Here is a 24,739-nt window from a genome sequence, read left to right on the forward strand (position 1 = left end):
CAGCCGCAAACTAAAATCCCCATAGCCATCAACTGTGGCCCGCGGGTTCCTGCATGAGAGGCTTTCGTACGCCTCTCGGCACCCGAAACCCTTCAGCATGTCGGACGTTGGGGTCGTTTGTGCCAAAGCCTGGAAGCAGACATTACCGAGGGATAACGTCCAGGTGGTGGTTGCGGACGAAGCGCTATGCCTTACTTCAGCGGATTTCGTCAGTTCAGTCTTGGTCGAGCGGAAAGGACTACCGTCGATTGGCGCAGGGCTGCGCGGCCGAATTCCGTTCCCCGATGCGTGGGTCGATCTCAGGATGCTGCGAGCATTCGCCGGCTGCTTAAAAACTTCATGATCTCATGTGCGCTCATCGGCCGGCCGAGCGCATAGCCTTGCAAGATGTCGCAGCCCAAATCCTTGAGGATCTTGGCCTGCTGCATCGTCTCGACACCTTCGGCGATGACTTCCACTCCCAAGGACCTGCCAATCTGCACAATCGATTGTACGACCTCCCGCTGCTGGGCTGATTCGGCGATTGGACTTATTAGCTGGCGTGCAATTTTTAGCCGCCGCGGTTGAAGTTTGAGCAAGCCGACAATCGAGGCGTGGCCGGTGCCGACATCGTCAATTTCGATGTCGATTCCGAGTTCCTTGATCTGGTTGACGTTCCAGACGATCAGCTCATCGTTGTCATCGAGGAAGATTGACTCTAGAAGCTCGAATGAAACGGTTCCTGGCTTTATTGAAAGTGACGTCAGGCTGTTGATCAGTTCCTCGTCCTGTAAGCGTCTCGCTGAGACATTTACCGAAGCGCGCGGAACCAACAGCCCAGCCCTCTGCCACTGATCAAAGTCGTGGAGCGTTTGTTCGAGTACCAGCCGGTCAATAGTCGAAACGACATTCAACTCTTCCGCAATCCTCAGGAAGTGGGCTGGCGTCTGAAGACCGTCGATCGGGTGGTTCCAACGCGCCAACGCCTCAACGCCGGCAACCTCTAATGTCTTTGCGTCGAACTGCAGCTGGTAGTGCGGAACAAATTCGTTGCGTTCCAACCCGCCGAGGATCTCATCGGCGACCCGTTTGGTCCGAACGATCTCAGACTGGAGATCTTCGGTGAAGAACTCATACCGATTACGTCCGCGGCTCTTGGCCCTGTAGAGGGCTATGTCCGCGTTGACCATCAGGCGTGGGCCGTTGACCGGACCATTCGCGTCGACTGCGATGCCGATGCTGACCCCGATGCGACATTGGTGGTCCTTATAAGGAATAGGCTGCCGCAATCTCTGTGTGATTAGGTCGGCCAACTGTTTGAGTCGGTCTATCGAAATGTCGCGGCTGCAAACTACGACAAACTCATCGCCTCCAACGCGGGCAACGAAATCTGTTGACCGAACAGTCGATGTCAGCACCTTCGCGGTATGGATCAGCATGGCGTCACCGACGGCATGGCCGAGTGTGTCATTGATCTGTTTAAAACGGTCAAGATCAAGATGCAGAAGCGCGGCGCCGCTGCCAGCCGTTGCCCCTGTGGCAGCGTGACTATCGAGCATGGTGTCGAGGTACCGGCGGTTTGGAAGCCCGGTCAGCGTATCGTGAAGCGCTGTATGCTCATTGCGCGCCGTCGCCGCCTCGAGCTCAACATTCCTCGTTTCGGCGAGGTCCTTTGCCTGCTCCAATTCCCGCGTCAAGGTCACGTCCGACGTCACGTCCCACTCCGCTCCGACCATCTTGTGATCCATACCGTCACTGTAAGACTTGGCACGCGAGCGGAGATGTCGAACAACTCCATTGGGAAGTATCACACGAAATTCCGAAGAGTATATGCCGGTCGCGATGCCCTGCACGAAATCCCGCTTAGCCTGCTCAAAATCGTCGGGGTGGATCGATCTTGACCACTCTTTGAAAGTCCTCGGCTCGCCATCTGCCGGCTTTCCATAGATTTCGTTCAAGCGGTCGTCCCAGTATATGATGTCCGAGTCGAGATCCTGTTCCCAGACGCCAATCTGCGAGGCGTCAAGCGCAAGCTCCAGCCTCTCCGAAAGCTGTGCAAGCCGCCGTTCACTGCGGTGCAAATCGGCATAGTGCTTATGCCGTTGCTCGAAAAGCCGCCCTGCAATGACAATCGGAACCACGACCAGGGCGCCGCCGATGAGCATCGTCAATCGCCAAATCCAGGCGTTCCGGGGCGTGGCGTTCCAGCCACCTTTGGGCACGGCGGAAATCTCCCACGATCCTGTCGGCAACCTCACCTCTGCCGTGACGGGACTGCCTTCCGTTACGTATGCGGGACCGTAAAACCGCTCGCCGCTTCGGCCCAGAGCGTCCCTGCCCGTCAGAGCGATCTCGATCGGCAGTTTCTTGTCTAAAAGACCGCTATCCTGGTATAGCTTCTGAATGTCGATTACGGCAGCCACTATGCCCCAAAACGTCTCCGTTGGGCGGTCACGGTCAATGAAGACAGGAAATCGGCCAATAAGCGCCTGACCTCCTTGTTTGAGCTCCACGGGTCCGGCCAGAACCAATTGTTTGGTATCGCGTGCCCGAAATACAGCTTCACGCTGCTTTTCATCATTGCGAAAATCCAGCCCAACGGCCTTTTCATTGCCTTCCATCGGATACATGAACGAGATGACCAGGCCGGGGGCAGCGGCAATGTTTCTGAGGTGCGTCTTCTCGCGAAAGAGGCTCTCTGCCAGCCTGACAAAGCGGGCTTGGCTCATATTCGGTTCGGTAACGATCGTTGCGACCAGACCACGCGCCAGTTGAAGGTCTCCATTGACATTGCCCTCAAGATTGGCGCGGACGAGGTTCATCTCCCTCGCAACGTCAACGCGCAATGCCTGTTCGGCAAAAATGCTGTTTTGATGGTCGGCAAAAATTCCCGCGATCAGCAAGACGACAAAGGCTATCGCCGCCGGAAGACTGGTCCAGGCCATCACGGTGCGGAGGCTCTGATGAAGTGCAAACGGCAAGGTGGAATCTCGGCCGGCCTGACTTCCGATTGGCGCAGGATATAGGACGAGACTTAATCGAATCTTGGTGGCCCTACTCAAAATTTAGAAAAGGCGCATAGAGAGACACTCGCTTATCTAGCGGTCCGGGCGATCCACGAGGAGAGCGAAAGGATCAGAAGCGCGTATCGCGCCCATCGCGATGGGGAGATCGTAGTGCCTGCCTCCTTGGGAAGGTCGACGGGCGCCAGGTTGATCGTGACTTGTTCGGCGGCATCGACACGCCAGAAGCAGAACGCCTGTGCCGTTCCAGTTCATCGCCTCAACATGCATTCCCCAGAACGCCTGGACAGCACGGTTGCGAACATCCGTGCCCACCGCAAAGCGCAGTAGGGCCAGCTTTTTCTGTCGCTTGGCTCGCTCTGTAGGCGCTTCTGACGGCGCAATCTGCCTGATATTCCGCGTGCTTATAGGCTGATATCGAACAAGCTGGAAACGGTCGGGTATAGTCAACTCCAAATACCAATCGTCCGTGATGGCTTTGCGGAGTGAGGTGTAGAGGCAGATGTGAAGTAGTGGCCCGGATGCACCCGTTGCCGTCGGCGTATCGCGTGAGGCAACTGAGAACAGGTCAAAGGGCGCCTTGCGTGACGACGACTAATGCTAAGGCGCGCACTTGGGGTTTGCTATTTGACTAGGGGGCTCCTTATCATGAGGCCGTCTCGGATCGGTTGCGGGTCAGGGCTATCCGGCAACCGGGTGGTCCTTCGATCACCATATGCATGTCGTGCAGGCGCGCGATCGCAGTCACCAGGCTGAGGCCGAGGCCGTTGCCGGGTTGGTAGCGGCTTGGCTCCGCGCGGTAGAACCGCTTCAGAACCAGGGTTCGGTTAGCCTCGGAAATGCCCGGGCCGGTGTCGCTGACAGAGATGATGTCGGCCGCCTCGCTGCGGACAAGCCGGACCTCGACGGCGCCGCCTGGCGGCGTGAATTTGATCGCATTGTCGATCAGGTTGGCGAAGGCCTCGAAGAGCAAGCTCGGGTCACCGCGCGAAGGTCTGGTGGGCTCGCCCTCGAAACGGGACATGAGCGTGATGTTCCTGTCGTCCGCCAGCGGCTCGTAGAATTCGACGGCATCGATGACGATGGCGCCAAGGTCGACGTCGATGAAGCCGGCCCGCCGCGCGCCATCCTCGATTTCGGAAATGCGCAACAGCGCGCCGAAGGTCTTCAAGATGCCTTGCGTTTCGGCAATCGCCTCGTCGACGCTTTCGGCGTAGTCGGCAGTGGATGACGACCGTCTTCGCGAACGGTCGAGACCGGCAAGCAGGCGGGTCAGCGGCGTGCGCATTTCATGGGCGATGTTGTCGCAGACGCCTTTCACCTCGTTCATAAGCCGCTGCAATTCGTCCAACATCTCGTTGACCACGGCGACAAGCCGCCCGACGTCTCCGCTGCCTCGCGTCGGCAGGCGGCCGGAGAGGTCGCCCTTGACGATGCTGCGGGTCGCCTTGGTGATGTCGTCCAGTTGCCGGATGGCACCGGCGCCGATCAGGATCGCTCCAACCAATCCCAGAACCGTCGTCACGCCGCCGGCGAGCAACATTGCGCCGAGCAGGACGTCGCCGAATTCGTTCAATTCGTCGACGCTTTGCGCAACTAGAAGGGTTTGGCCTGTCGGCAATCGCCAGGTCAGCCCGCGAAAGGGCGCCATGGGAAGATGGCTTCCGTGGCCGAACTCGAACGGCGCGATGGCATTGTCATGTCCGGCGGGGAAGGGTAGCGGGTTGCCGGCGAGGACCTTGCCGGTCGCATCGTAAAGGGCAATCGGCCGCTCGGTGGTGGCGTCGTCGCGCTGGCGGTTGTCCAGCCTCTGCGCCAGCGCGGTCGCATCGAGACGCGATAGCACCTTCCCCTCACGCTGCACCCACTCGTCGACCCTGTTCGAGAGAAAGCCTTTCACTTCCCATGAAATGAAAGCGAAAAGTGTCAGCGACGCCAGGCCGAACAAAGCCAGGAATGCGATCGCCAGCCTGAAGCTGGTTGTCCTGGAGAGGTCAGCCAGCCGCATTGAGGACATAACCCGAGCCGCGCACCGTCTGGATGACCGACGGCTCGCCGGCCGTGTCGATCTTGCGCCGCAGCTTGCTGACATGCACATCGATGAGATTGGTCGGCTCGTCGTAGCGGTAGTGCCAGATCTCCTCGAACAACATGGTGCGCGTCACCACCTGTCCGGCATTGCGGACAAGATATTCGAGGAGCCGGTATTCCCTCGGCAACAGGTCGACGAGCTGCCCGTGACGTCGAACGGTGTGCGTCAGAAGGTCCACCTCCAGCGGGCCGGCCCGCAGCACGGATTCGGTTATCGGTGCATTGCGCCGGCGAAGCAGGACATCCAGCCTCGCCGTCAGCTCAAGGAAATCGAAAGGCTTGGTCAAATAGTCATCGCCGCCGGCCTTCAGCCCGCGAACGCGTTCGTCGACGGCCGTCAAGGCGCTGAGGATCAGCACCGGCGCATGGATGCCAGCTGCACGCAGCGCCGCCAGCACGCCCAGTCCGTCGAGGTCGCCTGGCAGCATGCGATCGAGAACGATGGCATCGTAGGGATCGCTGATCGCTTTCACGAGACCATCACGACCCGTGAAGGCAGTCCGCGTCTCATATCCATAGTCGACAAGCGCCGCCTCGATTTCGCGCGAGGTCTGCACATCGTCCTCTATCACCAGTATGGTTGTCACACTGCACTCCGACGGCGGGCAAGATCATGCCGCTGCTTGCATATGGTATTCCTTATAGACGCATCCGACCTAGATCGGTTTCGCGCCAACATTAAATCGAATTCATGTTTGATTCCGGAAAGCCCATGCGGAAGCTCCACAGCGGCTGCGAACTGGCGGGCCTTGCCGAGACTGAGCAAATCTGGTCATGGCCGCCTCTCGCGCCTATGTTTTGCGGGAGATGCAAATCCGGTCGGTGCGTTTGGCGTCACCCTGATCCTGGGAAGCTCGGTTTCTCCTTCCAGATCCTCTGATCCGGCAATTTCGCCATATCATGGGAGCGGTTCATCTTCCGGCGGCGAGAATGGCGGTCCGATGCGTATCCTGATTGTCGAAGACGATGAAAAGACGGCAAGTTACCTGAAGCGCGGGCTTTCGGAAGCCGGCCATGTCGTCGACCGTGCTCGCGACGGCGCGACGGGCCTGGCCATGGCGCTGGAAGACATCTACGACGTTCTCGTCCTCGACAGGATGCTTCCGCAGATGGACGGGATCGAATTGATCAAAGGCATCCGGGCCCACGGCAACCAGGTGCCGGCGTTGATGTTGAGCGCCCGCGCCAGCACGCAAGACAGGATCGAAGGCCTACGGGCGGGATGCGACGATTACATCGCCAAGCCCTATGCCTTCTCGGAGATACTGGCGCGACTCGACGCGTTGGCAAGGCGCGTCCAGCCGACACGGCGGCAGGCGGTGCTGAAGGTCGGCGACCTGGAGCTTGATGTGCTTGGCCGGCGCGCGGTGCGCGGTGCACGCCACATCGATCTCCAGTACCGGGAATTCCTGTTGCTGGAGCTGCTGATGCGCCACGCCGGCCAGATCGTGACGCGTTCGATGCTGCTCGAAACGGCATGGCCCTATAATTTCGAACCTCGCGGCAACATCGTCGACATGCATATACACCGCTTGCGCGGCAAGGTGGATGAAGGGTTTGCCGCCCCGCTGATCCATACGGTGCCGGGCTCGGGCTACGTTCTCAGCCCGCAGCGGCCCTAGCGTATTTTCCTACCTGAACGATATTTCATGTTCGGGCGAACGGCCCGACATGAACGGGACCCCATGGTGATTGTGCAATGCAGCAATTGCACTGCGCTGCCTGTCGAGAAGCGGGACGCCGGCCGAAAACTCTCTCCAAGGGTGCTCACATTTTTTGGGCACGCCGTTGAAACAGAGAAATGCCAGCCGTCTCTTCCGCCGCAACGACAGTCAATCCATGGAGACCCCTGTGCGCGACGACCCTGAAAACAAAGACAACCAGACAAATGCCGGCCAGACGACAGACAATCAGGCGCCCGCTTCCCGTACGGTACGGTGGCTGGCGCTCGGCGCGTTCCTTGTCGTGGCGGCAGGTGCTGGAGCACTGACGCTGCGCCAGGGGGCCACCGCGCCGCTTGCCAAGATCGCCACCGCACCTATCCCTGTCACGGCGGCCCTTGCCACTGTACGCGACCTGCCGATCGCGCGAGCCGGGCTCGGCACCGTGCTTCCGCTGAACCAGGTCGACGTCAAGGCCAGGGTGGACGGCCAGATACAGCGCACTTTCTTCAGCGAAGGACAGGAGGTGAAGGCCGGCGACGTCCTTGCGCAGATCGATCCGCGCGCCTATGCCGCACAACTGGCGCAGGCGCAGGCCACCTTGCACAAGGATGCGGCGCAGCTTGCCAATGCGCGCGCCGATGAAGCACGAGCGACGAAACTCACCCAGTCCGGCGCCGGCACCACGCAGGCAGCCGACACGGCCCGCGCCCAGGTTGCGGTCATGCAGGCGACGGTTGACGGCGACCAGGCCGCGGTCGATACCGCCAAGCTCAATCTCGACTATGCGACGATCACCGCGCCGATCTCCGGGCGCGTAGGCCTTAAGCAGGCCAATGAAGGTACGCTGGTGCATGCCAATGACGCCACCGGCATCGTCACCATCACGCAGATGCAACCGATCTCCGTGCAGTTCTCGCTGCCCCAGGACCAGTTGCCCGACCTTCAGTCCGGTCAGTCCGCCGGCTCGCTTCCGGTTTCCGCCGACGCCAGGGACGGCTCGAGGAAGATCGCTGACGGCAAGCTGACGGCTATCGACAGCCAGATCGACGCGACGACCGGCATGGTCAAGCTGAAAGCCGAATTCGACAACAGCGACAAGGCACTATGGCCGGGAGCGCTGGTGACGGCGCAGGTCGGCGTGCGCACCGAGCACAACGCTGTCGTGCTGCCTTCGGCCGCCGTGCAGAACGGCCAGACCGGGCCCTACGTCTTCGTCGTCAAGCCGGACAATACCGTTACCATCGCCAGGGTGACCACAGGCGACGTGGTCGGCGACGTCACCACGCTGACCTCGGGCGCGGCCGCTGGCGACAACATCGTGGTGTCGGGACAATCTCGCCTGACTGAAGGGACGAGCGTGAAGGTGACGCAGGCCGATGACCCGTCCCAGAAGGTAGCGCTGGAGACGAAGTGATGAGCATCTCGGACCTCTTCATCCGGCGCCGTGTCGGCACCTGCCTGCTGGCGCTCGGCGTCCTGATGCTGGGCGCGGTGGCTTATTTCAGCCTGCCGGTGGCGCCGTTGCCGCAGATCGACTTCCCGACGATCGAGGTTGAGGCGCAGGTTCCGGGTGCCAGCGCCGACACGATGGCAAACACGGTTGCGACACCGTTGGAAAACTCGCTGTCGAGCGTTTCCGGCGTCACCCAGATGACGTCGTCCAGCTCGTCGGGGCGCACCACGATCGTCATGCAATTCGACCTATCCCGCGATATCAATGCCGCCGCGCAGGATGTGCAGGCGGCGATCTCGGCGACCAGTGGATCATTGCCCAAGAGCATGACCAGTCCGCCGACATACCACAAGGTCAATCCGGCGGAAGCAACGCTGCTGACGCTCTCGCTGAGCTCCGACCTAATGGCGACGACCGAGCTTGACCACTATGCAGAGGACGTCATTGCCCAGCAACTGTCGCAGATGACGGGCGTTGGCCTCGTCGATTTTCACGGGCCGCAACGCCCATCGGTGCGCATCCGACTCGATCCCGACAAGGTTGCCGCGCGGGGCCTCACGCTGGAGGACGTGCGCTCCGTCATCGGCCAGCAGACGGTCAATGCGCCCAAAGGCTCGCTCAGCGGCGATGGGCGCACTGTCGTGCTCGACGCCACCGATCAGCTTGTCGATGTGCCTGCCTATCAGGGAATGGTGGTGGCCTATCGCAACGGCGCGCCGATCCTGCTTGGCGACCTCGGCACGGTTCTCACCGCGCCGCAGGATACGCACCAGGCGGCGTGGCTGCAGGGCGCGCGCTCGGTGATGATCGATATCCACAAGCAGGCCGGCTATAACGTGCTGAGCACCATCCAGTCAATCAAGGACCGGCTGCCGGCGCTATCACAAAGCTTGCCGGCATCGGTCAAGCTGACGGTGGTGGGCGACCGAACCCAGATTATCGAGGCATCCGTCGCCGATGTGCAATACACGATGCTGATCACCATCGCGCTGGTGGTCGGCGTGATCTTCGTGTTCCTGCGCAATTTCTGGGCGACGGTGATTCCGAGCATCACGATTCCGCTGTCACTGTTTGGCACGTTCTGCGTGATGTATCTGCTCGGCTACAGCCTGGACAACCTCTCGCTGATGGGCCTGGTCATCGCGGTGGGTTTTGTCGTCGACGACGCGATCGTCGTCATCGAGAACATCACCCGCCATCTCGAAATGGGCAAGTCGAAGATCACGGCGGCGATAGACGGCGCGCGCGAGGTAACCTTCACCATCATCTCGATGACCATCTCGCTGATTGCCGTCTTCATCCCCATCCTGTTGATGGGCGGCGTGGTCGGCCGCTTATTCCGCGAATTCGCGGTGACGGTGAGCATCGCCATCCTGATATCGGGCGTGGTTTCGCTGACCGTGACACCAATGCTGTGCGCTTGGCTGATCAAGCCTGACCACGACCGGCAGCATGGACGGTTCCATCGATGGTCGGAGCGAGGGTTCCAGGCTGTAACCAACGGCTATGCGCGCTGCCTGGACGTCGTGCTGGCGCATCGCACCCTGATGCTGCTGGTCACGGTGGGTACGCTGGCGCTGACTCTCTGGCTCTACACCATCACGCCGAAGGGTTTCCTGCCCGAGCAGGATACCGGATATATCCAGGGGCAGGCACAGGCGGCCACCGACATCTCCTTCGAGGCGATGTCGACAAAGATGCAACAGCTCGGCGCCATCGTGCAGAAGGATCCTGATGTCGACAACGTCGGCTTCTGGATCAACCCCAGTCCGTCAGTCAGCGTCGGACAGATCCAGGTCAACCTCAAGCCTTTTGGACAGCGCAAAGCAAGCGCCAGGCAGGTTATGGCGCGATTGAAGTCGGCCTCGGCCAACATCGAGGGCCTGACGCTGAACATGCGGATTCGACAGGACATCCAGATCGGTGGGCGCCAGGGCGCGGCGCAATACCAATACACGCTGCAAAGCGGCGATACCGCCGACCTCGACAAATGGGCGACGATCATGAAAAAGGCGATTGCGGCGCTGCCTGGCCTGCTCGACGTGTCTTCGGATGCGCAGCCTGCGGCGACCAGCGCGACGCTCGATATCGACCGCCCGACGGCGGCGCGGCTAGGCGTCAGCGTGCAGGCGATCGACGACGTCCTCTACGACGCCTTCGGCCAGCGCCAGGTTGCCACCTTGTTCACGCAGGTCAGCCAGTACCATGTGGTGCTAGAGCTCGATCCGAGCTTCCAGCTCAACACGGACGCGCTGACCCGCCTGTATGTCCGCTCCTCGACGACGCAGAAGCTCATTCCCTTGAGCATGCTGGCAAGCGTAAAGAACGGCGTCCTGCCGGTAACGATCAACCACCAGGGCTCGCTGCCGGCGACGACGCTGTCGTTCAACCTGGCGCCAGGCGTGTCGCTCAGCGACGCGGTGACAGCGATCCATGCCGCCGAGATCAATGCCGGAATGCCGGTCAGTGTCACCGGCTCTTTCCAAGGCACGGCGCAGGCATTCCAGGATTCGCTGGCGAGCCAGCCTTGGTTGATCCTGGCGGCGGTGATCGCGGTCTATATTGTGCTCGGTGTCCTCTACGAGAGTGCGATCCATCCGTTGACCATCATTTCAACGCTGCCGTCGGCGGGGCTCGGTGCGTTGCTGGCGCTGCTGCTGTTCGGGCAGGACCTGTCGATCATGGGCATGATCGGCATCATCCTGTTGATCGGCATCGTCAAGAAGAATGCGATCATGATGATCGACTTCGCGCTGGAGGCAGAGCGCGAACAAATGCTCAGTCCGACCGAATCGATCCGGCAGGCGTGCCTGATGCGCTTCCGGCCGATCATGATGACGACACTGGCCGCGCTGCTTGGCGCCTTGCCTCTGGCACTTGGCCATGGCCCCGGCGCCGAACTTCGCGTGCCTTTGGGAATAGCGATTGTCGGCGGGTTGGTGATCTCGCAGATCCTGACCCTGTTCACGACGCCGGTCATCTATCTGACCTTCGACCGGTTCGCTGGTCGGCGAGGAAAGCCGGCGCCGAAGGCTGCACCCAACCTCCCCGAGGTAGTAGGCATCGGGTCAAAGCCGACTGGATGATCCGCTTCAGAGTTCCGTCGCCGTCAATGTTGGCAGCGGCGACCTCCAAGAGTGAGCTGATGCGCCGCCGGCCCCAACGCTGCCTGCGGCGACGCATCGATCGAACCCCGCAGAAGAAGCAGATTTCAGCGCCGATCTTGCTGACCAAGGCTTCCGCTTGTGGTTTGATTTCTGCAGGCAAATCTTGAACGGCAACGATCACTAAGTTGGTGAAGTTCTAAGCAGACAATGGGGCGGGCCGCAAAATGCCTGTAGTCTGGCAGTCATCGATTTCTTGCGAACAGTGCACGCGAGACCGGGTGACCGGCCCGAGTGCAAAAGCTTACCAAATTGTATGGCCGAAGAGATTCAACGGTAAGGGCTGCCGCACCATATCTAGCCTACGAGGCGGACAACCGATACCTACCGAAGGATTTTAGGATGCCTAAGTCACGGCTGATCCAAGTAGCGTCGATACTGTTGATACTCTCGACGGCACTTGGGAGCATATCGCTCAACCCGGCTGAAGCACGCAGCGGCGGCAGTTTCGGCAGTCGCGGCAGCCGGACTTTCCAGGCGCCAGCCCCGACGACAACTGCCCCTTACACCGCGCCCGTAAAGCGCTCGATGACGCCGAACACCGTCCAACCGGCGTCACCGTCGCAGCCGTCGCTCGCTCAGCCGCGTCCCAGTTTCTGGAGCGGCTTTGGCGGTGGGCTGGTTGGCGGGCTGGTCGGCGGGCTGGTTTTCAATGGCATCTTTGGCATGATGTTCGGCCACGGATTTGGCGGCGTCGGAGGCGGCCTCAGCTTCATACTCCAGTTGTTGCTGATCGGCGGTGTCGTCATGTTGGCAATGCGGTTTTTCAGCCGCAACAATCCCGCTCCGGCCGACGTGAGAAGTCCCGGCTTTCCATTTGGCCAGCAGGGTTTTGGAACCAGCGCGCAAGCTTACAGCCGGCCTGCCGCTACCGGCACCGGGGCAGGTGGCGCGGACGAAATCGGGATTACCGACGCCGATCGTTCTGCGTTCGAACGCATTCTCGTGGACCTGCAGGCCGCGTTCACCCGCGAGGACCACCAAGGGCTACGCCGGCTGACAACACCGGAAATGGTTTCCTACCTCTCCGAGGAGTTGGCGGACAATGCCACCAAGGGCCTCAAGAATGAGGTATCAAATCTTCAGTTTTTGAACGGTGAGGTCTCCGAAGCGTGGCGCGAGGGCATGCGCGATTATGCGACGGTCGCAATGCACTGGTCTGCTATCGATGTGATGCGCAACCGTCAAACGGGTGCCGTCGAAAGGGGAAATCCCAACAATCCTGTCGAAACAACGGAGTTGTGGACCTTCACGCGTGAGACTGGGCAACCATGGCTGCTATCTGCGATCCAGGAAACGGCCGGTTGAAGGCAACGACGCGTCTGCAGTCGAAGAGGCAGGATTGCCCTATCGCGTCATGAACACCATTTCGCGCTCGGCGCGCCGGCATTTCGCGCGCCAGCCCATCGGCCAGATACCGTGACTGGCCGATGGAGACATCTCGATTTTCGAGAGCGGCGCGATCCGGCTTCATTTGGGCAATCGTAGTGATGCGCCGATGCCTGCCGAAGCGGTCACTGCGAGGCTTTGGACTGGCCGTTCACGGTGCTCAATTCAGCCGAGACGGTGAGCCTGCTCTTCGCGCGAACCGGTATTGCTTTCCAAGCCCCTGTGCCGTTGAGGCTGGCTACCTTGACAAGTTTCCATCACGCCCCGTCAGCAGTTCGACCAACCTGTCTTCAAATGTGTCGAGATCGGCGCCAAGATCCTGCGCGGGGCCAGTAAACACGAGTTGCCGGTGGCGATGACGCTGATTTGCGTACACAAAGTGCGAATCTCCTGCGCATCGTGGCTGCTGAGGAAGGTCGTGACGGCCTCGCTGGAGGCAAGATCCCGCAGCAGCTTCCATGTCTCCCGCTTGGCCGGCAGGTCCAGGCCACGTGTCGGTTCGTCCAGGAACAGCACTTTTGGGCTTCCCAGCAGGGCGCGTGCGATTTCCACGCGGCGCTTCATGCCGGTGCTGTAGGTTCCGATCAACTTGCCGCGGAAGCGCTCCGCCAACCCCACGCTGGTCAAACATCGCTCGACCGTGTCGCGGACGTTCTCGATACCCCGGATACGGGCGAAATAGGCAAGGTATTCGCGAGCCGTCCAATCCGATTGGCTCTCACTCGTCTCGTCGCTGACAAGACCAATGAGCTTGCGGACGGCCAATGGCTCCGACGCGATGTCGTGACCCCATAGCTTCGCGCTGCCCCTTGTTGGTGGAAGCAGGGTCGTGAGCATCCGGATGGTCGTCGTCTTGCCGGCTCCATTGAGGCCGAGAAAGCCGTAGAGCTGCCCTTTCTCTACTTTGAGGCTGATATCATTGACCGCGACAAGGGAGCCGAAGCTGCGCGTCAGGCCGGTCGTTTCGAGGGCTAGCTCGGTCATCGGGTTCGTCTCCAGCGCGTAAACATTGCAAAGAAGCACAAAAGGGGAAGGACGACGCCGATGCCCGCCATCTCGGCAAGCGCGTTGGGCACGTGCGCCTCGACTGCCGCTCTGGCATTGATCGTATTCGTCTGGGCGCTGCCATCCACCGCGTACGTGGCGTTGACATCGATGGGATAGCGTATGCCGCCTATATCCCAAGGCTGGTCTGGAATCAGGCTGATGGGAATACGGGCGACCCATCCCGTTTCGACGTGATGTCCACCCGCATCGGCAGGCCCGATGCCTGGTGGATAGGTTCGCGTCTCGAGATTGTGCAAGATCTCGGAGAGAGCTCCCGGCGGGACTTGGACATCCAGTCCGCTCTGGCCCGTGACCTGGATTTCCAACCGCGTCAGTCGTTGCTTGCTATCGACTGGCAGGAACAGCAGGAGATCCTGGCGGGTTGCTTGTCCGGTCGGCAGCGAAGGCCATTGGTCACGGTTGAGAAGGGTGTCGCAGCAAGCCGTGGGAGCAGGCCCATTCGGATCGACGAGCGCGAGCGTACCGCCGCCCCGCAAGAACAGCCGCGGTATGTCCGGGGCATTGTTCTGGGGTGGCGCATCCTTGTTGTAATTGGTGTCGCCGAGGAGCGCGGGGACCAGCACCAACGCGGCGAGCCCCAGCGCGATAACCGCTCGCTGACCGGCGGAGGCTTCCCAGGATTCGACCCCCTGTGTCCGCAGGAATATCCACGCAGCCAACCCGAATGATCCGGCCACGATCAGGCACAGGCAAATCCATGTCATGGTCGTCGAAGCGGGAATGGCGCTGGTGGCCAGGGTAAACCCCAGTCCGTTCTTGAGGAGCACGAGTGGGCTGATCAGGGCAACGTGGCCGGTGGCAGTCGCGCCATACCCTCGCGTGACCAGCAGTTCCTGCAACGGCACCAAAACGGCGTAGACAAGCATCACACCGACGCCCGTGGCGACGGGCGGCGCTACGCTTCGTCCGATGAACAATACGCCGATGAGGGTGCCGATAGCGACGCAGACGAGCAGGATTCCGGGCGTCCAGACAAGGTAGCGGTTCAACAGGAAAGGCATGCCGACATCGGCCACGTAGACCGCGGCCAGGGGGGCGATGGCGAGATAATATGCGCCCGCCAGCGTCAAAATGACGAGAATCTTTGCGACAAACCAGTTCCGTCGGTCCACCGGCGCGGTAAACACGCTTTCGACAAACCGGTTGGCGCGCGGGCTTGCGATCATTCCAGCCGCCAACGGCAGGAAACAGACGGGTGCGAGGAAGTAGCCGATCGTGCCGTAACCGTCGAGCCAGCTGTCCTGTGTGGCCACGGCAGCAAGGCCTCCTAACCCCAGAAGGACAATCGCCACGCCCATCCATGCGAAACGTCCGCGCATGACGGCCCGCAGTTCTTCCTTGTAGAGTGTCAGCATGGCGCTCCTGTCTCCTTCCATCTCGTGAATGAGATCCCACCGATGGGCTTGCTCGGGAGAAGCATGTGGAACGTTTGGCGCGAGGCTGACATTGTTCGATCACCCATCATGACGTTGTCGCAGGCATGTGGCCGTCGGCATGCTTCAAATCGCAAAGTTCAACCTCGAAGGAGGTGCCGCCGCCCGGCCTTGCGACACAATGGACATCGCCGTTGTGGTGCCTCGCAATCTGCCTCACCAGGGCAAGGCCAAGGCCGACACCCCCTTCCTGTTCGCGTGTTCCGACCGGGCGGTAAAATGGCTCGAAGATCCGTTCGCGCTCCTCGACGGCGACACCAGGGCCACGGTCGCACACCGAAAGCCTGATCGCGTCACCTCGGCGCGCCAACGACACCTCGATGGCGCTGCCGCCGCCATAGCGACGGGCATTGTCGAGCAGGTTGCGGACAAGCCGACGCAATAGCCGAGGCTCGCCGAAGACCGTGACTGGCTCGCCTTCGAGCGAAGCATCGGCCGCCGCGCACTCCTCGGCCGTGATCGCCAGCAGATCGACCGGATGCATTTCGGTCACGATTTCGAGCGTCTCGAGGCGACTGGCCAGCAGGATCTCACCGACAAGCCCGTCCAGTTCGGCGATGTTGCTTTCGAACTCCTGCTGCAGCCATTTGTCTGCCCGTGGCTGCAGCATCTCCGCGCCCATTCGCAGGCGCGCAAGCGGAGAACGCAACTCATGCGAAGCGTTGGCGAGGAGCGTTTTATGGGCGGACAACAACTCGCCGATGCGCTCCGCCATCCGGTTGAAACTGTCGGCGAGCGCCGCCACTTCGTCCTTGCCGGAGACGTCTACACGCCCCGACAGGTCTCCAGCGCCGAATCCGTCGACTGCTTTCTTCAATCCCTCCAGGCGTCGGGTCAGGCGGCGCGTGATGGGGTAAGCGCCGATTGCCACCGCAATGAGTGTGGCGCCGAGCAACAGGAAAACACTTGGGATCGGTTCGTCGTAGTCGGTGGGGCGGCGGAGCACCAGCACGCGCCCGTCCGACAGTGCAAATGTCCAAACCCAACCGTCGAGCGTAAGTCGTTCCTTAAAGCTCCTGCCTTTCGCATGCTCCGGCGGAGGAAGTGGTGCGCCCACCGACGCGACGGACACGCCGTGGGGGGAAAAGACGGCGATGTCGGCCCGCCCCAGCCGCTTCTGGAGTTGAAGCAGCGTGGTGGCGAGGTCCGAGGGCATGGCGGTGGACGCAGACATGGCGACCTCGGCCAATGCGGTGTCGATCCCGACGCGATTTCCGGTCTGAACCTCCCCCAGCACATAGCGCCACAGCAATCCGGCGAGCACGGCGAATACGCAAAGGCTCAGCAGCAGAGCGGCGTAGATATGCTGGTAAAGGCGTCTCATTCGATCTTGTCCGGCCGGTCATGATGACGGGCGAAGAGATATCCCACCCCGCGAATGGTCAGGATCTGCCTGGGTCGGCGAGCGTCCTTCTCGATTGCCGCACGGATGCGAGAGATGTGGACATCGATGCTGCGGTCGAAGGCCTCAAAAGGTTCGCCTTTGACCATGTCCATGATTTGATCCCGCGACAGGACGCGGCCGGCGTGCCGGGCGAGCGCAACCAGGAGATCGAATTGATAGCTGGTGAGACTTTGCTCGGCGCCGTTGACGCGCAGCTGTCGTGCCGCCGGGTCGATTTCAAGCGGGCCGAAGCAAAGCAGGTCCTGTCGATGGGGGCCCGCGTTGCGCCGCCGCAAAACAGCGCGCAGCCGCGCCACGAGTTCACGCGGACTGAACGGCTTCGGCAGGTAGTCATCCGCTCCGAGTTCCAAGCCCACCACGCGGTCGGTCTCGTCACCCCGCGCGGTCAGCATGAGTATGGCGGCATCCGAAGTCACGCGAACCCGTCTACAGACTTCGAGACCGTCGATGCCCGGAAGCATCAGGTCCAGGACGATCGCCGACACACCGCCCCGCGCCAGGCGAGCCAGGCCTTCCTCGCCCGTTGGCATGTGTTCGACAGCAAAGCCGTTCTGGGTCAGAAAATCCGAGACCATTGCGGCAAGCCGGCGGTCGTCTTCAATCAGCAATATGAGATCGGACATTTTCCGCTTGATGCTCCTTCATGCCCATCGCCGCGCGAAGCCCAGCCCGGATAGCTGCCTCCTATTCCTTGCGCCATTGGCCGCGTCGAAGAACTCCCAGTCTCGCCGGAACAGGAACCTCGCGAGGTCATGGACTCCATAGCTGATGAAGAATGCCGCGAAGACATCGATCGAATAGTGGAGGTGGCCGAGAAGCACGGCAGCGCCGAAAAGCACCGCGGCCGCCAGGAAGGCAAATCGCAGCCTCGAATCCTTCCAGAACATCAAAGCGAGAAGGAATGGCGCGCCCGTATGGCCCGAGAAAAAGAGGTCGCCGCCAAATGTGAATGACTGCATGATGGCGTTCAGGTCGAACGTGCTTCTCGTGGGAAAGGGCCCAATGTGGGTCAGAATAATGAACCCCGACCTCACAAGAATGAAAAGGGCCAGCCCGTTGAAGACGAAAGGAATGCGCTGAGGTCGCGCAAGCAGAAGGATGCCGACGAACATCCACATGAAAAGCGGACCGTCGACGAAGATGAAGTCCACATTAACGACTGGGACGTTGTCGAGAATGATGTCCGTCACTGGATTGCTGACATTCTCCGTCGCGAAGGTTCCGGCGTAGAAATTGGAAACGACGCTCAGTGCCAGCAACATCATGCTGAAACCGATATCATAGACAAGGCGCTTGCCGAATTGGCGCGCAAGCTGACGGGACGGCCTGACGCCTTCTGAAGGTTGCGTGCTTGTCATGGCAGCGGCTTTTGCGATTGGTCGCGAAAGTCGAGCCAGGTTTCGGTGAACGGCTTTTTGAGGAACGTCGCCCAGAAAAAGTTCATCGCGTAGCGCAGCCCGATACGCGCCACGCCTTCGCCGATCAGGCGCCGTCCGGAGGATAGCGCGGGCAATGAAAACGTAAAATCGACATCTCCGACTTTGGAGAGGCGGCGGGCGAGTTCAGTGTCTTCGCCATAAAATGCAAAGTTCGGATTGAAGCCGCCAATGCGTACCAACGTGTCGCGTTTCACGACGAAGTTGCCTCCTTGCATCATCGATCCGACACGCAGGATGTAACGGTTGAGAAGATAACAGACATAGCCGCCGCAATAAAACGCCCGTACGAGCGCCCGTGTCCGCTTTGGCAGATCAAAGTAGACAAGCGGCCCGCTCATGGCGGCGAGCTCGGGATTGGCCGCAAACGCTCGCAGGACCTTGTCTATCCATCCCTCGGTAAGGATCGTATCGGCGTCGATATTGGCGATCAGGTCGCCTGTTGCGACGTGAAACCCTGCCGAACGTGCACGAACGAGGCCTTTGACGGGCTCATCGATGACGAGCACGCCGGGATAAGCCTCGGCCGTCTGGCGCGTCTTGTCCGTGCTCGCGTTGTTCACGACAATGATTTCGGCGGCGCATCGTGATCGCCTGATCTCGGCGACGATGGCTTCCAGCGTTCGCGGAAGACACGCTTCCTCATTATACGCTGGCACGACAAAGCTGATCTTGATGGCTTCTTTCATCGCTTGTTTTCCGTTCGATCAAGAGTTGATAGTGATGCTCCCATTGGTCCGCGATCCGTTCCGTGGCGAATTGCTTCACGTAGGAAGCTCCGCCCCGCCCGAGCCGCGACCGCACATGCGAATGGCCGAACAAATCTGCAAGACGATCCGCAAGCGACGCGACATCGGATGCCTCCACCAGGAAGCCGCGGTCGTTTGCGATGAATTCGGGCAGGGCTCTCGCATTCGCGCCGATCACAGGGATGCCGCATGCCATTGCCTGAAGCAGAGCCATCCCCTGGGTCTCGGAGGTGCTCATGGTCACGAAGACGTCGGACGCCTGGAACAGTTCAGCGAGGTTCGATTTCGTCAGCGTCCCAACGAACCGCACGCTCGGCTCGAGGCAGAGCCGTTGCACGAGGGCGCGAAGGTGACGCTCCTGACTGCCATGGCCGGCAATGACCAGCTCCGCCGACGGTACCCGCTGCTTCAGCAGCGCCAGCGCGTGGAGGATGGGATCAATATTCTTCTCTGAACCCAGCCTGCCGGCATAGACGATCGTCGGGCCATGGAGGCGCAGTGCCGTTCTGAGCTTGCGCTTCATCGCCGGGGAGACCGGTCGGAAGATGTCCGTAGCGATCGGATTGGAAACGACTTCAAGCGGGCGGCGCAGCCTGTCCTGGCCAAGCTCGTTGAAAACCGACAGCGACGGCGCGGTGACAAAATCGCAGTGGTTATAGTACCAAAGAACGTAGGCCGCTGCGGCATCCATCCCGAATGGCAGATACGAACCGAACGCCTTGATGGCGGTGTGATTTGTTCCGGCAACAGGAACTCCCAGTCGCCTTCCCGCTAGAAGCGCGTTCAATCCGGCTCCAAAGAAGGTCTGGGTGTGAATGACGTCCGGCCGCGCCGCCATCGGTAGATGGAGCCATGAAGCGGGCGTGGGAAAAACCGCTCTCGATTGCTTTGTCGAGGATGGAAACGGCACCGAGTGCAGGCGATGCACGCGGATGTGGGGACCTAAATTCAACTCAACGGGCATTGCGTTGATGCGTTCGAACTCACGACGACCATAGTGCGGTACGTAGAAGTCGACAGCATGCCCCCGCTGGCCAAGCGCTTTCGCCAACGCTTCGATCGAGTCCTGGATCCCGCCGAGCTCGGGATGGAAATTGTCGGAGAAGATGGCGATGCGCATGGCGTCTTCTTGCAACTGGTTATCTGAACAGGAGGAGATAGAGCAGGATCAGACCCGCGATCAGCAAAACGATGATGTAGTAAGTCATGTCCTGGCTGATGGCGGCGTATCCGGCATGAAACGCGTAGCCGATACAAAGAAGAGCAAGGGATTTTGGCAGAGTGGCTAGAGAATTTACTGTCAAGAATCGCCAAAATGGCATCCGCACTACGCCTGCGGCAATCAAGACCGGGGCGCCAACTGCATGCGTGAGCTTTCCGGTCACGAGAACTTGGTCAGCCTTGCGAAAAAACTGGTCCTGAAGGTCGGTTGCCCGCTTCATCGTGTGTTGGCTCACCCACTTTGTGACCGTTCGAATTCCACCCCACCGCCCAAGCGCGTACAGGGCCGAATCTCCCACCAAATCCCCGGCCACGACGATCGCGAGCACAGGCCAGAAGCTGAGTTGGCTGTTGGCGATCAAGACCCCGCCGGCGATGGTCACGACGGGCCCTTCGGCGATCGCCAGCGGGAGAAGCACCGCATAGGGGTGAGCTGACAGGATGCCGAGAATGTCGCTTGTGCTGAAGACCATTGGCCGAGACCACCGCCGCCTTGCTGCCGCGCGGGTTCCTGCAGGCATCGACGTCGTCGCCTGTGGCGTTCGCGCTACGGTCTGAAGCTAGATCGTGGCTGTTTCCGGCTTTCCGTAGCTGCGTAAAGTTTTGTAAAGTCCGCGCCTCGAGACAGGTCCGAGTTAAGTCAGGTCGTGACGAAGCCAAGAGCCACCTGAATGTCCGCTCTTGACGATCCGCAGCCCAAAGCCGCCAGTCCGCTGACGTGAAGAGTTTCGGGCGCCGGCAGGCGTACGAAAGTCCCCGAGGAAGGAACCCGTGGGCCACAGTCGATAGCTATGGGGATTTTTGATTTCGGCTGATGTCAGGGATGGCGTGACCGCCGCCGGCAAGCGCCGGGATCGATGCGGATAGGCCTCTTCGTTGCGCCTCCGCGCGGTATTGCCGGCCCGGCACGCGGCTGGCTGCGGCCCTGTCGACATCGATGAGCACAAATGACACGCGTGGGTCCGTTGCCGAAGGCTGGGTGCCTGCGGCTGAACGCTGGATGATGCCATGCCGGGTCATGGACACTTCTCCCGGTTTGCTGCCGTTGCGTCCGGCGGTCCGCGCGGCTGCCCCCACCGTTCGAACACCTCGATGACAATCATGCGTCCGCCACAGCACGGGCATGGCGGGTGAAAGTCGTCCGGTTCGTCGGGGTCGCCGGGGTCGGGCGGCGCGGCGACGCCCAGCAGTTCGCGCGCCAGCGCGAGACTGGCCTTGCGAGCGGAACCGGCGAGCAGGCCGTAGTGCCGGATGCGATGGAAGCCGCGTGGCAGGACATGAAGCAGGAAGCGGCGGATGAACTCGTCGGTCGCCAGTGTCATGACCTGCTGGCGGTCGGCGCCGTCGCGGCGGTAGTCCTTGTAGCGGAAGGTGACGCCGCTCTTGTCGAAGGCGATCAGCCGGCTGTTCGAAATCGCAACCCGGTGGGTATAGCGGGAGAGATAGGCGAGCACTGCCTCCGGCCCGGCGAACGGCGCCTTGGCGTACACCACCCAGCGCTTCTTGCGGACGGGAGCGAGGTGGCGCAGGAAGGCCCGGCGATCTGCCAGGTGCGCCATTGTTCCGAAGAAGGCTAACCGCCCGGCGTCGTGCAGCGCGACCAGCCGGGTGAGGAAGAGCCGTCGGAACAGCTTGCCGAGCACGCGCACCGGCAGCAGGAAGGCCGGACGCGACGATATCCACCGGCTTCCGTCCGGCGCGATGCCGCCGCCCGGCACAATCATGTGGACGTGCGGATGGTGTGTCATCGCCGAGCCCCAGGTATGGAGCACTGCGGTGATGCCGATGCGCGCGCCGAGATGCTTCGGATCGGCTGCGATGGTCAGCATCGTCTCCGATGCCGCCTTGAACAGCAGATCGTAGATGAGCGCCTTGTTGTGGAACGCGATGTCAGCGACCTCGGCTGACAGCGTAAACACGACATGGAAGTAGCCGACCGGCAGCAGGTCGGCCTCTCGCTCGGCGAGCCATATCCGCGCGGCCGCGCCCTGGCACTTCGGGCAGTGCCGGTTGCGGCAGGAGTTGTAGGCGATCCGCCATTGGCCGCAGTCCTCGCAAGCCTAGACGTGACCGCCAAGGGCTGCGGTGCGGCAATACTCGATCGCCGACATGACCTTGAGCTGGGCGAGGCTCAGGTGACCTGCATGGGCGGCCCGGTAAGGGGGTCCGGCAGCACGGAAGATGTCGGCGACCTCGATCGAGGCGCGCACGGCTTAGATGTCGGGCGAGACCTCTCCCGGCTTGAACAGCCCGAGCTTGTCGAGCGGGCTCGTCACGGCACGCACCGTCCGGGTCGCCACCTTCGCGTAAAGGGCGGTGTTGTTGAGCTTGGCATGCCCGAGCAGGACCTGGATGATCCGGATGTCGGTGCCGTCCTCCAGCAGGTGGGTGGCGAAGCTGTGGCGCAGCGTGTGCGGCCCGACCCGCTTGGCGATGTCGGCGGCCTGGGCTGCCTCGACGACGATGCGATAGAGCTGCCGCGTGCTGATCGGCTTCATCGTGTGCTGTCCGGGGAACAGCCAGCCGTCGCGGTGCATCACGCCCTGCTGACGTCCGACCTTCCACCACTCACGCAGAAGCGTGAGCAGGTCCTCCGAGAGCATGGCGTTGCGATAGCGCCCGCCCTTGCCACGCTCGACGCGCAGCAGCATGCGCTCGCTGTCGACGTCGGCAACCTTCAGCATCGACACCTCGGCGACACGCAGGCCCGCGCCATAGGCGACTGACAATGCGGCCTGGTGCTTGAGACACGTGGTGGCGTTGAGCAGCCGGGCCACCTCGTCGCGGCTGAGCACCACGGGCAGGTTGCGCGGATGCGCCAGCCGGACAAGCTTGCGCGCCAGGTCCGGGCGGTCGAGCGTTTGGGTGAAGAAGAAGCGGAGCGCCGACACGATGCTGTTCATCGTCGGCACGGGAACGCCGTCTTCCTGCTGGTCGATCTGGAACCGACGGAGGTCGTCGGTGGTCGCTGTGTCTGGTGAACGCCCGAGGAATGTCGCCAGGCGCCCGATGTCGCGGAGATAGTTGCGCTGCGTCTCCCGTGAGAAACGCCGCATGTTCATGTCGTCGATCAGCCGCTGACGAAGTGGACTGATAGGTGCATCAAGAACAGGATAGGGCATGGTCAGGCTCCTTGTTGAAGAAGCCCGTGATGCTCTGCCGCTGCCGAACCACTCTCAATGCGAGCGCGACGTCCGGTTCGTGATCTCTACCTCACCCCACGCGCCCATCCCGCGCAGCGGGTTCGTTCTCCGGCCAACACCGGTCGTTGCGTTGCTCCGGCTTAGTGGACGATTCTGGCGCTACAGCCATCTTTGCCACGCGATACGAATACGAGCTACATCTTCACACCAACCCCACCCTGAAATCCTCCAGAACCTGAGCCAGCCCTCGCGCGCCGAGAAGGGTCATAACACGCTTCGCCTGAAGCTTCGGTACCGCGCGATCGTAAATGGCAAGATTGGTCGCCTCATTGAGGCGCGAGGGATAAATGATTCCGTCGGGCTCAGATGGGTGCTCGTGAAACGCCAGTGACCACCGGCGTGCCAGGTTCTGGCGCTGTGCCCGAACGACATCGGTCGGCACACCCATCCGAACGGCATTGTCGCCTCTGAGATCGACCAGGCGTAGGTCTGTCGTGGTCGCGATCTCCGCATAGCGCCGTCGGGTCAGCTCCACCTCCTCTATTGGAAGATCGTCAAGGATTCCTTCGCGGCGGTCGCGGAGCACCGTCTCTAGGAAGCACACCTTCAGGGAGTCGCCGAGGTAAAGAACGCCAAACCGGTTGGCGTAAAGACGGCGTCGAGGATCGCTGAACCGGCTCGGCGACTTCCCGTACCCCAATGGATCAGGATAGGTGCTCCAGTAGATCCGACCGAACGTCCGACCCCGCGGTATGGTCTCGATTTCGAGCTTTGCGGCCGCGAAATCGGGTGGAGGTGGAACGCCGGGCATTCAGTCGAAATCGCCCCTGGCCATGCCTTCCGCCGCAGCCAACACCGAGGCGTCATCGCCTTGCTGAAGGGCTCGAAGGCCCGTCCGGCCATCGAGGGCACCATGGCGCAACACCAGAAACCGATAGACCGCCCAGGCGCTGTTGCCGAGCGTCTCGTGGAGCGCCGGCAATGTCCCGAACGGTCGGCCGTCCTTGTCGAGTTGCCAGACAGGAAAGCGGAAGCCGCGCTTGGCGCCATCGATCCCGAGTACCTGCCCGCTCTGCCGCTTGGCATTGACCGTCACCCGCGACATGCCGAGCAGTTTGGCGAAGGCTTCCGCACTCAGCATGTCCTCGCCGGCGACAATTTCGGCGACGCGCTTGCGGCCACGCGCGCGTGCTCCGGCAAGAGCCGCCTCGAGTTCGGCATCGGGCATGCCCGTGTCGTCGACGGGAAACACATCCGAAGCGATCGGCTGTTCCTCGACCGGCGTGATCGTCTGCGCATCAGCCGCCGGATCGACCTCTACCCGGAACGATACGCGATGGCCGATCTTGCGGCTGCGTGCGATCGCTTCCTGATAGCGTTCGAGCAATACCTTCTTGAAGTCTGCCTGTGCCGGAAGTTTTGTGGTGAAGCTCAGGGTGGCGACTCCCGCATGCGATGCGGTCCCGCTATGATTGCTGCGTTTTGGAGCGGCCATGGTGACAACCTCCTGCTGTCACCAAT

19 protein-coding genes and 2 pseudogenes are annotated in these 24,739 nt (G+C 61.3%); 5 read left to right on the forward strand and 16 right to left on the reverse strand.

Annotation, left to right across the window (positions count from 1 at the left end):
• Nucleotides 1–299: 299 nt before the first annotated feature.
• From DBIPINDM_RS41395 to DBIPINDM_RS41405, 4 genes and pseudogenes are all read right to left on the reverse strand, one after another.
• Entirely contained in the window at nt 300–2,924 is a 2,625-nt protein-coding gene (locus tag DBIPINDM_RS41395) for an EAL domain-containing protein (protein ID WP_258589868.1), read from the reverse strand.
• 180 nt (nt 2,925–3,104) lie between these two features.
• Nucleotides 3,105–3,211: pseudogene (locus tag DBIPINDM_RS43775) on the reverse strand (magnesium chelatase domain-containing protein); the annotation flags it as partial.
• A gap of 437 nt (nt 3,212–3,648) precedes the next feature.
• Complete coding sequence (locus tag DBIPINDM_RS41400) at nt 3,649–5,010, reverse strand: sensor histidine kinase (protein WP_258589732.1); 1,362 nt, start codon at nt 5,008–5,010, stop codon at nt 3,649–3,651.
• Nucleotides 4,997–5,680 carry a response regulator transcription factor gene (locus DBIPINDM_RS41405; protein ID WP_258589733.1) on the reverse strand — a complete coding sequence of 228 codons (684 nt, stop codon included), beginning with the start codon at nt 5,678–5,680 and terminating at the stop codon, nt 4,997–4,999. The genes DBIPINDM_RS41400 and DBIPINDM_RS41405 overlap by 14 nt, the downstream gene beginning before the upstream one ends.
• 354 nt (nt 5,681–6,034) lie before the next feature.
• Between DBIPINDM_RS41405 and DBIPINDM_RS41410 the strand changes: the two genes are divergently transcribed.
• The 4 genes from DBIPINDM_RS41410 to DBIPINDM_RS41425 all read left to right on the forward strand — a co-directional run bounded on the left by DBIPINDM_RS41410 (nt 6,035) and on the right by DBIPINDM_RS41425 (nt 12,682).
• On the forward strand, nt 6,035–6,715 hold the full coding sequence (locus tag DBIPINDM_RS41410) for a response regulator transcription factor (protein WP_258589734.1): 681 nt from the start codon (nt 6,035–6,037) through the stop codon (nt 6,713–6,715).
• A gap of 229 nt (nt 6,716–6,944) precedes the next feature.
• Entirely contained in the window at nt 6,945–8,171 is a 1,227-nt protein-coding gene (locus tag DBIPINDM_RS41415) for an efflux RND transporter periplasmic adaptor subunit (RefSeq protein WP_258589735.1), read from the forward strand.
• On the forward strand, nt 8,171–11,296 hold the full coding sequence (locus tag DBIPINDM_RS41420; protein WP_258589736.1) for an efflux RND transporter permease subunit: 3,126 nt from the start codon (nt 8,171–8,173) through the stop codon (nt 11,294–11,296). Before DBIPINDM_RS41415 ends, DBIPINDM_RS41420 begins: the two co-directional genes overlap by 1 nt.
• A 420-nt stretch (nt 11,297–11,716) precedes the next feature.
• Nucleotides 11,717–12,682, forward strand: coding sequence for a Tim44 domain-containing protein (locus DBIPINDM_RS41425; protein WP_258589737.1), 966 nt, complete (start codon nt 11,717–11,719; stop codon nt 12,680–12,682).
• A 348-nt stretch (nt 12,683–13,030) separates the two neighbouring features.
• Here the strand turns inward: DBIPINDM_RS41425 and DBIPINDM_RS41430 are convergent, their stop codons facing one another.
• The 5 genes from DBIPINDM_RS41430 to DBIPINDM_RS43780 form a co-directional block, all read right to left on the reverse strand.
• On the reverse strand, nt 13,031–13,747 hold the full coding sequence (locus DBIPINDM_RS41430) for an ABC transporter ATP-binding protein (protein ID WP_258589738.1): 717 nt from the start codon (nt 13,745–13,747) through the stop codon (nt 13,031–13,033).
• Nucleotides 13,744–15,186: an ABC transporter permease gene (locus DBIPINDM_RS41435; protein WP_258589739.1), complete on the reverse strand. Its 1,443-nt coding sequence runs from the start codon at nt 15,184–15,186 to the stop codon at nt 13,744–13,746. The genes DBIPINDM_RS41430 and DBIPINDM_RS41435 overlap by 4 nt, the downstream gene beginning before the upstream one ends.
• Before the next feature lie 106 nt (nt 15,187–15,292).
• Nucleotides 15,293–16,588, reverse strand: a complete 1,296-nt coding sequence (locus tag DBIPINDM_RS41440) for a sensor histidine kinase (protein ID WP_258589740.1) — start codon at nt 16,586–16,588, stop codon at nt 15,293–15,295.
• Nucleotides 16,585–17,292 carry a response regulator gene (locus DBIPINDM_RS41445; protein ID WP_258589741.1) on the reverse strand — a complete coding sequence of 236 codons (708 nt, stop codon included), beginning with the start codon at nt 17,290–17,292 and terminating at the stop codon, nt 16,585–16,587. Before DBIPINDM_RS41445 ends, DBIPINDM_RS41440 begins: the two co-directional genes overlap by 4 nt.
• 18 nt (nt 17,293–17,310) lie before the next feature.
• Nucleotides 17,311–17,787 (reverse strand): phosphatase PAP2-related protein, encoded by a 477-nt coding sequence (locus tag DBIPINDM_RS43780; RefSeq protein ID WP_416361828.1) that lies wholly within the window; start codon nt 17,785–17,787, stop codon nt 17,311–17,313.
• On the opposite strand from DBIPINDM_RS43780, the gene DBIPINDM_RS41455 reads away from it, so the two are divergent.
• Nucleotides 17,674–18,009, forward strand: a complete 336-nt coding sequence (locus DBIPINDM_RS41455) for a hypothetical protein (RefSeq protein ID WP_258589743.1) — start codon at nt 17,674–17,676, stop codon at nt 18,007–18,009. The two genes, DBIPINDM_RS43780 and DBIPINDM_RS41455, sit on opposite strands and share 114 nt — an antisense overlap.
• A gap of 14 nt (nt 18,010–18,023) precedes the next feature.
• On the opposite strand, the gene DBIPINDM_RS41460 is transcribed toward DBIPINDM_RS41455, so the two are convergent.
• From DBIPINDM_RS41460 to DBIPINDM_RS41490, 7 genes and pseudogenes are all read right to left on the reverse strand, one after another.
• Complete coding sequence (locus DBIPINDM_RS41460; RefSeq protein WP_258589744.1) at nt 18,024–18,794, reverse strand: glycosyltransferase family 2 protein; 771 nt, start codon at nt 18,792–18,794, stop codon at nt 18,024–18,026.
• A complete protein-coding gene (locus DBIPINDM_RS41465; RefSeq protein WP_258589745.1) occupies nt 18,751–19,974 on the reverse strand; it encodes a glycosyltransferase in 1,224 nt (407 codons plus the stop codon). Before DBIPINDM_RS41465 ends, DBIPINDM_RS41460 begins: the two co-directional genes overlap by 44 nt.
• A 19-nt stretch (nt 19,975–19,993) precedes the next feature.
• Nucleotides 19,994–20,548: a DedA family protein gene (locus tag DBIPINDM_RS41470; RefSeq protein WP_258589746.1), complete on the reverse strand. Its 555-nt coding sequence runs from the start codon at nt 20,546–20,548 to the stop codon at nt 19,994–19,996.
• A gap of 543 nt (nt 20,549–21,091) precedes the next feature.
• Nucleotides 21,092–22,285 (reverse strand): annotated as a pseudogene (locus DBIPINDM_RS41475) (IS91 family transposase).
• Nucleotides 22,286–22,288: 3 nt separating this feature from the next.
• Nucleotides 22,289–23,197, reverse strand: coding sequence for a tyrosine-type recombinase/integrase (locus DBIPINDM_RS41480; protein WP_258589747.1), 909 nt, complete (start codon nt 23,195–23,197; stop codon nt 22,289–22,291).
• 223 nt (nt 23,198–23,420) lie between these two features.
• The gene (locus DBIPINDM_RS41485) at nt 23,421–24,029 is read right to left on the reverse strand and encodes an RES family NAD+ phosphorylase (RefSeq protein WP_258589748.1); all 609 of its coding nucleotides are present in this window, start codon (nt 24,027–24,029) and stop codon (nt 23,421–23,423) included.
• Nucleotides 24,030–24,713, reverse strand: a complete 684-nt coding sequence (locus DBIPINDM_RS41490) for an XRE family transcriptional regulator (protein ID WP_258589749.1) — start codon at nt 24,711–24,713, stop codon at nt 24,030–24,032.
• Between the last annotated feature and the right edge of the window lie 26 nt (nt 24,714–24,739).

This window comes from Mesorhizobium sp. AR02, assembly GCF_024746835.1.
Classification (GTDB): Bacteria; Pseudomonadota; Alphaproteobacteria; order Rhizobiales; family Rhizobiaceae; genus Mesorhizobium.